This is a genomic window from Nocardiopsis algeriensis (assembly GCF_014203695.1).
Taxonomy (GTDB): Bacteria; Actinomycetota; Actinomycetes; order Streptosporangiales; family Streptosporangiaceae; genus Nocardiopsis; species Nocardiopsis algeriensis.
Window position 1 is genome coordinate 40,098 of record NZ_JACHJO010000001.1, and the last position, 12,791, is coordinate 52,888.

Annotated in this window: 14 protein-coding genes and 1 tRNA gene; 5 read left to right on the forward strand and 10 right to left on the reverse strand. The window is 71.6% G+C overall.

What is annotated here, in order from left to right; translation table 11 throughout:
• Positions 1 to 38: 38 nt before the first annotated feature.
• Entirely contained in the window at positions 39 to 701 is a 663-nt protein-coding gene (locus FHS13_RS00210; protein ID WP_184285568.1) for an AIM24 family protein, read from the reverse strand.
• Between the two features lie 100 nt (positions 702 to 801).
• Positions 802 to 1,671 carry a 16S rRNA (cytidine(1402)-2'-O)-methyltransferase gene (gene rsmI, locus FHS13_RS00215; RefSeq protein WP_184285570.1) on the reverse strand — a complete coding sequence of 290 codons (870 nt, stop codon included), beginning with the start codon at positions 1,669 to 1,671 and terminating at the stop codon, positions 802 to 804.
• A 113-nt stretch (positions 1,672 to 1,784) separates the two neighbouring features.
• Between rsmI and FHS13_RS00220 the strand changes: the two genes are divergently transcribed.
• From FHS13_RS00220 to FHS13_RS00230, 3 genes are all read left to right on the forward strand, one after another.
• The gene (locus FHS13_RS00220; protein WP_184285572.1) at positions 1,785 to 3,434 is read left to right on the forward strand and encodes a dolichyl-phosphate-mannose--protein mannosyltransferase; all 1,650 of its coding nucleotides are present in this window, start codon (positions 1,785 to 1,787) and stop codon (positions 3,432 to 3,434) included.
• 291 nt (positions 3,435 to 3,725) lie between these two features.
• Positions 3,726 to 3,929: a cold-shock protein gene (locus FHS13_RS00225; protein ID WP_184285574.1), complete on the forward strand. Its 204-nt coding sequence runs from the start codon at positions 3,726 to 3,728 to the stop codon at positions 3,927 to 3,929.
• Positions 3,930 to 4,148: 219 nt separating this feature from the next.
• Complete coding sequence (locus tag FHS13_RS00230; protein ID WP_184285576.1) at positions 4,149 to 4,457, forward strand: sec-independent translocase; 309 nt, start codon at positions 4,149 to 4,151, stop codon at positions 4,455 to 4,457.
• 24 nt (positions 4,458 to 4,481) lie between these two features.
• Here FHS13_RS00230 and FHS13_RS00235 read toward each other — a convergent pair whose 3' ends face one another.
• The 8 genes from FHS13_RS00235 to galU all read right to left on the reverse strand — a co-directional run bounded on the left by FHS13_RS00235 (position 4,482) and on the right by galU (position 11,502).
• The gene (locus FHS13_RS00235) at positions 4,482 to 5,021 is read right to left on the reverse strand and encodes a hypothetical protein (protein ID WP_184285578.1); all 540 of its coding nucleotides are present in this window, start codon (positions 5,019 to 5,021) and stop codon (positions 4,482 to 4,484) included.
• Positions 5,022 to 6,028: 1,007 nt separating this feature from the next.
• Positions 6,029 to 6,102 (reverse strand) — tRNA-Ala (locus tag FHS13_RS00240).
• Between the two features lie 59 nt (positions 6,103 to 6,161).
• Positions 6,162 to 6,746: a divisome protein SepX/GlpR gene (sepX, locus tag FHS13_RS00245; protein ID WP_184285580.1), complete on the reverse strand. Its 585-nt coding sequence runs from the start codon at positions 6,744 to 6,746 to the stop codon at positions 6,162 to 6,164.
• A gap of 388 nt (positions 6,747 to 7,134) precedes the next feature.
• Positions 7,135 to 7,857: a GNAT family N-acetyltransferase gene (locus FHS13_RS00250; protein WP_184285582.1), complete on the reverse strand. Its 723-nt coding sequence runs from the start codon at positions 7,855 to 7,857 to the stop codon at positions 7,135 to 7,137.
• Between the two features lie 211 nt (positions 7,858 to 8,068).
• Positions 8,069 to 8,581 (reverse strand): molybdenum cofactor synthesis domain-containing protein, encoded by a 513-nt coding sequence (locus FHS13_RS00255; RefSeq protein WP_184285584.1) that lies wholly within the window; start codon positions 8,579 to 8,581, stop codon positions 8,069 to 8,071.
• On the reverse strand, positions 8,574 to 9,077 hold the full coding sequence (gene moaC / locus FHS13_RS00260) for a cyclic pyranopterin monophosphate synthase MoaC (protein ID WP_184285586.1): 504 nt from the start codon (positions 9,075 to 9,077) through the stop codon (positions 8,574 to 8,576). Before moaC ends, FHS13_RS00255 begins: the two co-directional genes overlap by 8 nt.
• 92 nt (positions 9,078 to 9,169) lie before the next feature.
• Positions 9,170 to 10,384, reverse strand: a complete 1,215-nt coding sequence (gene glp, locus FHS13_RS00265; protein WP_184285588.1) for a molybdotransferase-like divisome protein Glp — start codon at positions 10,382 to 10,384, stop codon at positions 9,170 to 9,172.
• 194 nt (positions 10,385 to 10,578) lie between these two features.
• A complete protein-coding gene (galU, locus tag FHS13_RS00270) occupies positions 10,579 to 11,502 on the reverse strand; it encodes a UTP--glucose-1-phosphate uridylyltransferase GalU (RefSeq protein WP_184285590.1) in 924 nt (307 codons plus the stop codon).
• Between the two features lie 152 nt (positions 11,503 to 11,654).
• On the opposite strand from galU, the gene FHS13_RS00275 reads away from it, so the two are divergent.
• Together FHS13_RS00275 and FHS13_RS00280 are read left to right on the forward strand one after the other, a co-directional pair.
• Entirely contained in the window at positions 11,655 to 12,269 is a 615-nt protein-coding gene (locus tag FHS13_RS00275) for a 5-formyltetrahydrofolate cyclo-ligase (protein ID WP_184285592.1), read from the forward strand.
• A gap of 163 nt (positions 12,270 to 12,432) precedes the next feature.
• Positions 12,433 to 12,774, forward strand: coding sequence for an FmdB family zinc ribbon protein (locus FHS13_RS00280; RefSeq protein WP_184285594.1), 342 nt, complete (start codon positions 12,433 to 12,435; stop codon positions 12,772 to 12,774).
• The last annotated feature ends 17 nt before the right edge of the window (positions 12,775 to 12,791 follow it).

The window sequence follows — 12,791 nt, forward strand, 5'->3', positions numbered from 1 at the left end:
CGGGGAGCGGTTCACGCTCTCCGGGGCCCTTCCCCGTCTCAGGTGCTCGGAGCGGGCTGGGGCGCGCCCTCGGAGGCCTGCACCAGGACGAACCCCTGTCCCTCGAAGGAGAGCTGGATCGCCTCGCCGCTGCCGCGCCCGATGAGTGCGCCCGCCTTCGCGGTGCGGCGCACCCCGGTCCTCAGGGAGCTGGACCAGGCGACCGCGGAGTCGGTGTCGACGAAGGTCGGCTGGTCGATGTCGAGCAGGACGGGGGCTCCGTGGCAGGCGACGGCGATCCGCCCGGTCCCGCTGAACACGGTGTTGAACAGGCCCCCGGTCATGATCCCGGCGCCCTCGACGCGGTTGATGTCCCAGGACAGGCCCGACTCGAAGGCGAGCACGTTCTCCCCGCTGACGGTGATCCGGTCGTTCTCCAGGTCGATGACGTGGACGTCCCACGCGTCGCGGGCCAGGAACACGTCGCCGCGGCCGCTGACCTTCATCAGCGGAAGGCCCTCACCGGTCAGGGCCTTCTTGAAGAACTTGCCGATGCCGCCGCTGCCCTGGTAGGAGAAGTCCACGTTCCCCTGGTAGGCGATCATGGAGCCCTGGCGGGCGTAGAACTCCCCGTCGAGTCCCACGCGAAGCATCTTGGAGTTCTGCAGGTGCATGCCCGGCCGGCTGCTCTCGCGTGCCTGTTCGAAGAGTTCGCTGCGCATGGGGTTCTTCCCGTCGGTGGAGGTGGTGCGGTCGTCCTCTTGGACGCGGTGCGGGGGCGGAGGTTCCGCCTCCGGGACGTCCCGTGTCCCGGACCCGCTGTCACTGTGCCCCGGAGATCCCGTGCACCAGGTCGTAGACACGCCGCTTGGGCACACCGGCCTCCCGGGCCACGCGGCCGATGGCCTCCTTGCGCCGCACACCCTCCTCCTCCAGGGCCGCGACGGCGGCGGCCAGGTCCTCGTCGGAGGCCGCGGCGGCGGCCGGGCGCATCCCCTCGACCACGACGGAGACCTCTCCCTTGACGCCCTCGGCCGCCCAGGCGGCCAGCTCGCCGAGCCCGCCCCGGCGCACCTCCTCGTAGGTCTTGGTGAGCTCGCGGCACACCGCGGCCCGGCGGTCGGCGCCGAAGGCCTCCGCCATCGCGGCGAGGGTGGCGGCGATCCGGTGCGGGCTCTCGAAGAACACCATCGTGCGGCGCTCGCCGGCGAGTTCGGCGAGGTGGGACGCCAGGCCCTTGCGCGGGGGGAAGCCCTCGAAGCAGAACCGGTCGGTGGGCAGCCCCGAGACCACCAGCGCGGTCGTCACCGCCGACGGGCCGGGGATCGCGGTCACCCGGATGCCCTCGTCCGCACAGGCCGCGGCCAGGCGGTAGCCGGGGTCGGAGACGCCGGGCATGCCGGCGTCGGTCACGACGACGACGTCGCGGCCCTCCCGGAGGTCCTCCAGCAGTTCGTCGGTGCGGCGGCTCTCGTTGGCGTCGTAGTAGGAGACGACGCGGGCGCCCTGCGCGCCTCCGAGCCGGACTCCCGCGCGGGTGGCGAACTGGCGTAGCCTGCGGGTGTCCTCCGCCGCGATGATCCGGGCCTCCTCCAGAGCGCGCAGGAGCCGGGGCGGCGCGTCCTCGACGTTGCCGATGGGCAAGCCGGCGAGTGTCAGCGTCCCCTGTACCGTGCCGTTGCCCGCAACCAATGTGATCCCCGCTCCTTCGCGCTACGGTGGCTCCAGTCACACACCACCCCCGACGTTCTCGTGGCCCGTCCGCAGAGGGACACACCATCTCCGATCCCAACCTACGAGTCGAGATGACCAGCACCGCACTTTCCTCCGAGGCGGAGGCCGAGACCCCGCCCCAGCACCGACCCTCCACGCTCAGGTCCCGCTTCCTGCCCTCCGACCCCCCGCCCCGGTGGCTGGGCTGGCTGGGCGCGGCCCTCGTCGCCGCGTTCGCCGGCGCCCTGCGGTTCGTCAATCTCGGGCTGCCCGCGCGGATCTACTTCGACGAGACCTACTACGCCAAGGACGCGTACGGCCTCTGGAACTTCGGCCACGAGCGCGAGCCCGTCGAGGAGCCGGTCGAGGCGGACCAGCTGCTGCAGCAGGGCGGCCAGGACATCTTCAGCTCCCCCGGGGCGGGTGACTTCGTCGTCCATCCACCGGTGGGCAAGTGGATGATCGCCCTGGGCGACTGGCTGTGGTCGGCGCTGTCGCTGGGCACGACGATGACCCCGGAGGCGTGGCGGTTCGCCTCGGTCCTGGCCGGGATCGCCTCCGTGTTCATCCTGGTGCGGGTGGCCACGAGGATGACCCGCTCGGTGCTGCTGGGCTGCACGGCCGGTGTGATCCTGGCCCTGGACGGCCTGCACTTCACGCTGAGCCGCATCGCGATGCTGGACATCTTCCTCACCCTGTGGGTCCTCGCCGGGTTCGCGTGCCTGGTGGTCGACCGGGACAGGAACCGGGAGCGGCTGGTGCGGCTGGCCGAGGCCGGCCGGGACATGGCCTCCGTCGGCTGGCTGGGCATGCGCTGGTGGCGCCTGGCCGCGGGCCTGTGCTTCGGCCTGGCGGCGGGCACCAAGTGGTCGGCCCTCTTCTTCGTCGCGGCGTTCGGCCTTCTCACCGTGGCGTGGGACTACGGCGCCCGGACCAGCGCGGGTCAGCACCGCCCCTTCTGGCGCTGGCTGGGCCTCGACGCGATCCCGGCGTTCGTGCAGACGGTGGTGGTCGGCGCGATCGTCTACCTGGCCTCGTGGTCGGGATGGCTGTTCACCGGCGGCGGCTACAACCGCGACCGGTTCGAGGGGGCGCTGCCCGCGTGGGTGCCGGAGTTCCTGAGCGGGCCGGCCGAGGCGCTGGCGGGCCTGTGGGACTACCACCGCAAGATGATGGACTTCCACGACGGGCTCACCAGCGACCACACCTACATCTCGCAGCCGTGGGAGTGGATCATCATGCGCACCCCCGTGATGTTCCACTACGACGGGCAGGCCGTGGGGTGCGGGAGCGGCAACTGCGTCACCTCGATCGTGTCCATCGGCACGCCGGTGGTGTGGTGGCTGTCGATCCTCGCCCTGGTCGTGCTGACCGGCTGGTGGGCGACCTTCCGCGACTGGAGGGCCGGGGCGGTGCTGCTGGGTGTGGCCGCCGGGTGGCTCCCCTGGTTCGCCTTCCCCGACCGGCCGATGTTCCTCTTCTACGCGCTGCCCTTCCTGCCCTTCCTGGTCCTGGCGATCGTGCTGATGCTGGGCCTGGTGATGGGTTCGAACGAGGAGGGTCCCCGCTTCGCCCCGTACCGCCGGGCCACGGGCGGTGTCGTCTTCGGGGTCGTCCTCCTGCTGGTCATCGCGCATTTCGCCTATCTGTACCCGGTGATCTCCGCGTATCCGGTGGACCGGGAGAGCTGGGGGCATCAGCTGTGGTTCGACGTGTGGATCTACGGCCGGGACGCGGGGTGACTCCTGTTTTCCGCGATTTCCCATTAGTGGTACAGCAGCCGGAAATCAACCGTTTCGAGTAGCCGAAACAGGACAGGCGGAAACGGAGGATTTCCCTTCCCGAAGCCTCGGCAGGGGACTGCCCTCCCTGGTACTGTCTGCAACTGGTTGCTGTTGTAGTTTCCATGGATGCCCCAGGCGCCTCGCGGAACTTCACGTGGGCGCTTGACGGGGGGATGACTCATCGACTCGGCGCCCGGCGACCCGGGGCCAGCAGGGTGCGGCCCCGCCGTAGTCCCCAAGGGAGAGCACATGGCTCAGGGCACCGTGAAGTGGTTCAACTCTGAAAAGGGTTTCGGGTTCATCGCCGTCGAGGGCGGCCAGCCCGACGTGTTCGTCCACTACTCGGCGATCACGGGCACCGGCTTCCGGAACCTGGAAGAGGACCAGCGCGTCGAGTTCGACATCATCCAGGGCCCCAAGGGCCCGCAGGCGGCGGACGTCCGCACCATCTGATCGCCTCCTGACCCGTCCTCCCGTGCGGTACCGAGCCGCCGGGGACGGTCAGCGGGGCATCGCGCACACCGTCGCCACGTGCGTTTCCCAGCCCTCCGCCTCCGGGTGGGGGGCTGGCCGCGTGTGATACCGGGGTGTGATCCGGACACGGTTACACAAGCGTGCCGATACCGGTTAACCTGCTGGGAGCCGGTCGGTCCACGAAGAACGAGGTCGCGCATGTTCAACATCAGCGGAGGAGAGTTCGTTGTACTCCTCCTGCTCGCGCTCCTGATCTTCGGTCCGGACCAACTGCCCAAGGCGGCTCAGCAGATCGGCCGTGTCCTGCGGCAGCTGCGGACCATGGCCAACTCCGCCTCCAACGACATCAAGCAGGGACTCGGCCCCGAGTTCAAGGACTTCGACGTCCAGGACCTCAACCCGAAGCGGTTCGTGCAGAAGCACTTCTGGGAGGAACCGGAGCCGGATCAGCGGCCGGCGGTCAGGCTGAACGGCAAGCGTCCGCCCTTCGACGACGAGGCCACCTGACCGCACCGCTGCCGATGGACGGGGTCACCCGGCCAGCGCCAGGACGAACAGGGCGAGGCCGAGCAGGACCACCGCCGCGGTGATGATCGCCGGAGAACCGACCCACAGGATGAGGATCTCCGCCGCCGCGGCGCCGCCCAGGGCCGCGGCCGCCCACGGCCAGCGCGGTGCCGGACTCCAGCCGTTGCTCTTTTCCCGCCGCACGGCGACCGCGAACGCGAGCGCGGTCAGCAGCCAGAACACCAGATGGGCGAGGGCTCTCACGGAGGGTTCGACGTAGTCGGCCATACCGCCGACCACCATCACGTGCAGGACGGCCACGCAGGCCAGGCGCCAGGGGCCGCCGCGGCCGCGTTCGGCCCGGACGACGCGCAGGCGGGCCGGCGTGGTGCGCCGGAAGCGGTCCGCCACCGCCGGCGGAGTCTTCTCGGCCGCCTCCGCCCCGCCCTCCGGCGGGGGATCGAAGCGGGGTCGGGGGTCTGACGGCGGCGGCTCGTACCCTCCGACCGGCTCGGGTTCCTCGGGGTACTGGTATCCGCCGGGGTGCTGGGGGGTGTCGGTCACGCCCGCCCCTTCACGGTCGGCACGGCCCGGCCCGGACGGGCCGGAGAACTGGTGTAGGTTCCCTACCCCCCGCGCGCCGGGGTCCAACCCGCGGCAACCGGTCCGTGCGCAGGGGCCCACCCGGACCGCGGCGGCCGGGAAAGCGGACGCCGGGCCTGTCCGGGCGGGCTCCTGCGGAGCAGGCTGCTACAGCCAGCTCCACCCGTTGTCACGGGCAGGCGAGGTGTGCTCGGTCATGGCAGATCAACCTTTCATGTCGCTTTCGGCCCATTCCCGGACAACGATGACCCAGCGGGTACACCGCCACAAGACCCCGAACCCGAAAACGGCAGTCTCCGGGCCGCGGTACCGGCAAGGGAGTCCACGGGTCTGTCCAGGCGATGCCAGGGGAGGGCATTGCCGCAGTTCAGAGAAGTTCCCTTTTTTCAAACCGAAACACATGGAACTTGCTGACCTGCAAAGACATGCGAAGCTCCCGGCAAAAACCGAGCCCCTCCCGCGACGGAGGGTGACCGGCCCGCCATTGCCCCGACGGAGCGGTGGCGGACCCGGGAAAGGCGCGGGCCGGAAATCAGGAAGACGCATGTCCTGATACCGGCAACGACATGATCGGAAGGCGGAGGCGAATGGTTCGCACACCACCGCACCCTTGTGCAACGTCCCGCAGCGCCGTCACTCTCCGCAACACCGGAACGCACGCGAAAAGTGTTCTCCCCGGCTCTTTTCCTGCCTCTGGGGACGCTTTTCGGTCAGCCTCGAAAAGGAATAACTTATCCGCCCCTCGGGAGGAGTATCCTAGGCGGGCCGGCCCTCCCGCGACAGGGAATAGCCGCTTCGCCGGTGACACTCGAGGCTCCGGTCCGGACACGACGACCCCGCCGCAGGGGATAGGACACCTCCCGGACGGGCCCGGGGCCGCGCTCCGGCGCGGCCCCGACTCCTCGTGTCCGCGCCCCGGACACGGCGGAGGGCCCGTGTCCAGTGGACACGGGCCCTCTCTTCTTCTGTGGAGCTATGGGGATTTGAACCCCAGACCCCCTCGATGCGAACGAGGTGCGCTACCGGACTGCGCCATAGCCCCGAAGACGAGAACAACATTATCAGGAAACCGGGAGTGCTCCGAACGGGCCCGCGCCCGGGTCAGTCCCCCGCCGCCCGGAGCCGGGCGTCCGCGTACTGGTCGTACACCTGACTGCGCCGTTCCCGGAGCGCGATCACCTCGGCCTCGCGCTCGGCGTCGCGCCGCCGCTCCTCGGCCTCCCTGCGCGCCTTGAGCGCCGCCCGGCGCCGGGCCCGCAGCGCCGCCTCACGGCGCTCGGCGTCGGCCTTGGCCGCCTCGCGCAGGAGGATCAGGTGGCCCGACAGCAGCAGGACCGGCGGGGCGATCACCCACCAGGGCCCCAGACCGAGTGCCACGGCGGCGACCGTGCCGACGGTGAGCAGGACCAGCGTCGAGGTGCGGCGGCGCCTGCGGGCGATCACGCGGGCGCGCGGCTCCCGGGCGGGGAGCGGTGCGCCCCGGTCCTCCTCGCCTTCGTCGTGCTCCTCCGGAGAGCCCTCCTCAGGAGCGCTCTCGGCCTCGCCGGCGGACTGCTCGGGAGCCTCCTCGGCCTCGCGGCGCGGTTCCTCGTGGACCGGCTCCACGGGGTCCCTCCGCAGCAGCATCGGCACGAGGACGATGAGCCACACCACCACGATGGCCAGGTACAGAGGAGAGCTGCTCATCACCCCTCCTCACGATGACGGCCACTGAACGTTGTCCGACACTTCGTCGACACCGCCTCGCGCGGCACCTTCCCGAAGGAAGGCATCCGCCCGGAGAAGCCGGTTCCCGGCCTCTGCCGGGGGCCGGGTGATTCCCCGGAGCCATATCCGCACGCTGCCCGCATCGTCAATGCGCCTATGTTCCGCACGGTACGACCCCGTGTCCATAAATGCGCCACATTCTGGCCGGAGTGTCGCAAGATTGTGGACCTTCAGTTTCGACGGGATCGATCGGGCGACTGTTAGCGCAGGTCAATGGTTGATTGCGCAGCGCATCAGCAATTCAACGCAAAGTAATGAAGCAATGTCACTAAAGAGGGTTTAAGTTCTCGCCGCAACCGTGATCGTGTCACGGACGGTTCGGGCCGGGGAACGGGCCCGCCGGATCGCGGGGGTCCCCGCCGCGGGAGCCCTGGGGCCCCGAAGCGGAACCGGGGTCGGAACCGGACTCCGGTGGCATCCCCGGGGAACGCCCTCCCCGCCACCTGCGCAGCATGCCCTCGGGCACCTCCTCCGCGGTGATCGCGTAGCAGATGTGGTCCCTCCAGTCGCCGTCGATGTGCAGCTGGCGCCTGCGCACGCCCTCGTCCCGGAAGCCCAGCTTGGTGACCACGCGCCGGCTGGCCCGGTTCTCCGGTCGGACGCTGGCCTCGATCCTGTGCAGGCCCGCCGCCGAGAAGGAGTGGTCGACGGCGAGGGCGACCGCGGTCGGGGTGATCCCGCGGCCCGCGTAGGCACTGTCGATCCAGTAGCCGACCTGGGCGGACCTGGCCGATCCCCAGGTGATGGCGCCGACGGTGAGCTGCCCCACGAAACGGCCCTCGTAGAGGACCGACCACGGCATGGACAGGCCCTGGCGGGCCTCCCTGCGGATGGAGCGGATCATCGTGACGTAGGGAGCGATCCCGTTGGCGCGCAGAGGCATCTCAGGGTGGGTGGGCTCCCAGGGCCGGAGCCAGTCGGCGTTGCGGGCCCGGGTGTCACGCAGCGCGGCGGCGTCGCGGAGCCGCAGCGGACGGAGCACGACGGGCCCTTCCTGAAGGGTGACGGGCCACACCTGTCTGCGATTCACGAACGTCCCTTCGATACCGCGGGTCCCGGCCCGCCGGGACGGGCCGGTGACGGCTTCCAGTATTCCACTCCCCGCGCACGGCGTCGGGACTCCCTACAAGGAATCGGTTCATTCCTAAAGCAGGTATTTTTGCACCGAAAAGAGGACCAAGGGTGGGTAAATCACGCCGATCGGAATGTCCGTCATGTGATTCTGGTCATTGGCCGACCCCTCATTCGGCGCGGGAGTGATCTCCGCCACGGAGCTGGGCCAGTGCGTGGAGCAGCACCGGCTCCAGGACGTCCATCCCGTCGCTCGCCCCGCCCCGCGAACCGGGGAGGTTGACCACGAGCATCCGGTGCCCGTCCCGCTCGGCGATCCCCGCCAGCCCCCGCGAGAGCATCGCGGTGGGCACACCCTTGTCCCGCCCCGCCGCACGCAGCGCCTCGGCGATCCCGGGGACCTCGCACACCAGCAGCGGACGCGTCACCTCCGGGGTCCGGTCGTGCGGGGCGATCCCGGTACCGCCGGTGGTGAGCACCGCGTCGGCGCGCTCCTCCAGCGCCCGTTCGAGGGCCTCGGCCACAGGAGGCCCGTCAGGAACGACCCAGGGGCCCACCACGGCACAGCCCAGGGCACGCAGCCGCTCGGCGACCACCGGCCCCGAGCGGTCGGTGTAGACGCCCTCCGAGGCCCGGTCCGAGGCCGTCACGACCACGGTCCTCGGAACCCTGTCCTCACTCACCGCGCCTCCAGTGGCCCTTCTTGCCACCGGTCTTCTCCTCGACCCGGACGCGGGTGATCTCGGCCTCGGGGTCGACCGCCTTGACCATGTCGACCAGGCCGAGGGCGGCGGTCATGACGCAGGTGAGCGCCTCCATCTCGACGCCGGTGCGGTCGGCGGTGCGCACGGTGGCCCGGATGTCCACGCCCTCGTCCACGACCTCCAGCTCGACGTCCACGCCGTGCACCGCGATGGGGTGGCACAGGGGAACGAGGTCGGGGGTGCGCTTGGCCCCCTGGATCCCCGCGATGCGGGCGACGGCCAGGGCGTCGCCCTTGGGCACCTCTCCCCCGCGCAGGGCGGCCACGGCCTCGGCGCCGAGCAGCACCCGGCCGGTCGCCGTGGCGGTACGCGTGCTCACCGCCTTCGCCGAGACGTCGACCATGCGCGCCGCGCCGGACCCGTCCAGGTGGGTGAGGCCGGCGGGGTGCACGTCCCGCCGGGGGGTGTCGCTCATCTGCGCTGCCCTTCACGCTCGTCACTGCCGGGTGCGGCCGCACCCCACCACGACCGTACGGCACCCCGGGGACGCCCCGCTCCCGGTCCCGCTCAGGCCCTCCCGGGCAGCAGGAGGACCTCCACCGGGCTGCCCTCGGGAAGTTCCGCGACGTCCTCGGGGACCACCACCAGGCAGTCGGCGACGGCCAGCGCCGTCAGCTGGTGCGACTGCTGGCGGCCCAGCGGGGTGACGGCGGCGCCCCCGTCCCCCTCCCCGAGGACTCCGCGCAGGTAGGAGCGCCGGCCCCTGGGTGAGGAGACCGGAGCGGTGAGGAGGGCGCGGACGCTCCGCAGCGGGTGGGGAGGCAGGCCGCGCAGCCGGTTCAGGGCCGGCCGGACCAGGACCTGGAAGGAGACGAACGCGCTCACCGGGTTGCCCGGAAGGGTGACGACGGGGACACCGCCGATCCTGCCCACACCCTGCGGCTTGCCCGGCTGCATGGCCACCTGCGCGAACTCGGCCGCGCCCTCGCGGGTCAGCAGCTCCTTGACCACGTCGCGGGCGCCCATGCTCACACCGCCGGTGGTGACGATCAGGTCGGCGCGCTCCAGCAGTCCCTCCAGCACCTCCAGGAGCCGGTCGGGGTCGTCGCCCACGAAACCGTGCCGGTGGACCTCGCAGCCGGCGTCACGGGCCGCGGCCGCGACCATGTAGCTGTTGGACTCCCAGATCTGTCCGGGACCGAGCGGCCGCCCCGGCTCCACCAGTTCCTCCCCCGTGGAGAGCACCACCACGCGGGGGCGGGGGTGGACGGGGACCGTGCGGCGGCCGACCGCGGCCAGGACGCCCATCTCCCCCGCTCCGATGCGCACGCCCGGCCGGAGCACGACGGTGCCCGCCGCTACGTCGCCGCCCGCCCTGCGGATCGCGTTGCCCTTCTCGACCGGGCGGCGGAACGCGGCCCTGCCGGTGCCCCCGTCGGTCCACTCGACGGGGACGACGGCGTCCGCCCCCTCCGGCAGGGGGGCGCCGGTCATGATGCGGGCGCACAGCCCGGGCCGGATCCCGGCCGGGGCCGTGGACCCCGCCGGGATGTCGTCGGCCACGGGGAGGACGACGGGGTCGTCGTCCGAAGCGGCGGCCAGGTCGGCGGCGCACACGGCGTAGCCGTCCATGGACGAGTTGTCGAAGCCGGGAAGGGACACGGGCGAGGCGACGGGTTCCGCGAGCACGGTGCCGTGCGCCTGGAGCAGGTCGAGCTCGACCTGCCGGGGATCCCCGACCACGGCCAGGATGTCGGCGATGTGCTGTTCGACGCTCTTCACGGGGTCCCTCCGGTCGTGGCTGGGCGGACCCGCCCCGCGCGGCCCCGGGAGGCGGTCCAGGCCCATTCTCACCGCGTCCGTCCCCGGCGGCGCACCGGACCTCCCCCTCCCGCAGGCCTGCCGGAGGCCCGGTGCTGCGATCGAAGGGGCCCGTCCCGTGCCGCCGGGGCAGGACCGCCCCGGGCCGGCGCTCCCTAGAGGGGCTCGTACCTGGCGACGAAGTCCTTCAGCCAGGGCAGCAGCTCCTCGGCCAGGTCCTGGCGGCGGCAGGCGAAGTCGACGACGGTGCGGATGTAGTCGGCCTTGTTGCCGGTGTCGTAGCGGTTGCCGCGGAACAGGACCCCGTGGACCGTGCCGCCCTCCTCGGGTCCCTTGCGGGCCAGTTCCAGCAGGGCGTCGGTGAGCTGGATCTCACCGCCCCGGCCGGGCGGGGTCTCGTGCAGCACCGGGAAGATCGCCGGGTCGCAGACGTAGCGGCCGATGACCGCCCAGCGGCTGGGCGCCTGTTCCGGGGAGGGCTTCTCGACCAGGTCGGTGACGGTGACGACGTCCTCCTCGTCGGTGGGCTCGATGGCCGCGCACCCGTAGAGGGAGACCTGCTCGGGCTCGACCTCCATGAGCGCGACGACACTGCCGCCGTGCCTCTCGCGCACCTCGATCATGCGGCACAGGAGGTCGGCGGACTCGATGAGGTCGTCGCCGAGCATGACGGCGAACGGGTTGTCACCGACGTGCGCCTCGGCGCACAGCACGGCGTGGCCGAGGCCGCGGGGCTCTCCCTGGCGCACGTAGTGGACCTGGGCCAGGTCGCTGGGCTCGAGCACCGCCCGCAGGCGGTCGTCGTCACCCTTGGCCTCCAGGGCCTCCTCAAGCTCGTAGGCACGGTCGAAATGGTCCTCGATGGAGCGCTTGTTGCGGCCCGTGATCAGCAGGACGTCACGCAGGTCGGCGGCGACGGCCTCCTCCACGACGTACTGGATCGCGGGTTTGTCCACGATCGGCAGCATTTCCTTGGGCGTGGCCTTGGTCGCGGGGAGGAAGCGGGTTCCGAGGCCGGCCGCGGGCACGACCGCCTTCGTGACGGCGGGGTGCGGACGCGTCTGGTCGGTGGCGTTCATGTCGGCACTCTAGGACAGAGTCGTACAGGAGAAGCGGTTCCACACCCTCCCGCGCGTCGAGAAGTCCGACGGGCTTCCGCGGAAGGCCCGGCAGTGGACACCGGGCGTTCACCGCTCCCGGAAGGGCCGTGCCCGGTGCCACACTGGGCCCCATGGACACCGTGGAGGGCAAACGGGAACTGCGGGCACGAATCCTGGCCGCGCGGCGGGCCCGGGGGAGGCAGGAGAGGGAGCGGGTGGCCGCGGCGGTCCGCGACATCCTTCTGGAGCACCTGGCGGGGGCGGGGACGGTGGCCTGCTACTACTCCGTCGGAGGCGAGCCGGGGACCCGGGAACTGGTGGAGGCACTGCGGGCGCGGGGCACGCGCGTCCTGCTGCCGGTGTTCCTGCCCGGCGGGGACCTGGACTGGGTCGCCCACGAGGGCCCCGGAGGCCTGGCCCCGGCCGGGCACGGCCTGGTGGAGCCCGTCGGCCCCCGGCTGGGCACCGGCGCGGTGGCCGCCGCCGCGGCCGTGGTGTGCCCGGCGCTGGCGGTGGACCGCCGCGGGGTCCGCCTGGGGCGCGGCGCGGGCTGCTACGACCGCGCGCTCTCCCTGCGGGGGCCGGACACGGCCGCGGTGGCCGTGGTCCACGACGAGGAGTTCGTGGGGTCGCTCCCCGCGGAGCCGCACGACGTCCCGGTCGACGCGGTCGTCACCCCGGGCGGCGGACTGCACGTGCTCGGCGACGGGGAGCAGCCGCCTTTCCGCAGTTCACCCGGGGATTAACCGGACTTTCCACAACGTTGTCGCCCTCGGACGCGCCCCTCCGGAGCCGACCGCCGCGCCACCGGCTCCCGCCGTCCGCGCGAGGCACCGTCACGGCCGTGCGGGCGAGCGCGTACTATTTAGCAGTCAACGGGTGAGAGTGCCAGCAAGGAGGACCCGAACAGTGCCTACGTATCAGTACGCGTGCACCGAGTGCGGCGCCCAGTCGGAGGTCGTGCAGAGCTTCACCGACGACGCGTTGACCGTCTGCTCCGAGTGCGACGGGCGCCTGCGCAAGGTCTACTCCGCCGTGGGCATCGTCTTCAAGGGCTCCGGCTTCTACCGCACCGACAGCGGCAAGACCTCCAGCAGCTCCTCGCTGCCCAGCGCCGGCACCTCTTCCCCCGAGAGCGGCACCGCCGCCTCCGGGACCAAGGCGTCCGACACCAAGGCGTCCGACACCAAGAGCGCGGACTCGGGCAGCACCGCCAAGACCGGGACCGCCCCCGCGGCGACCGGCAGCTGAGCCGCCCCGCCGTTGAC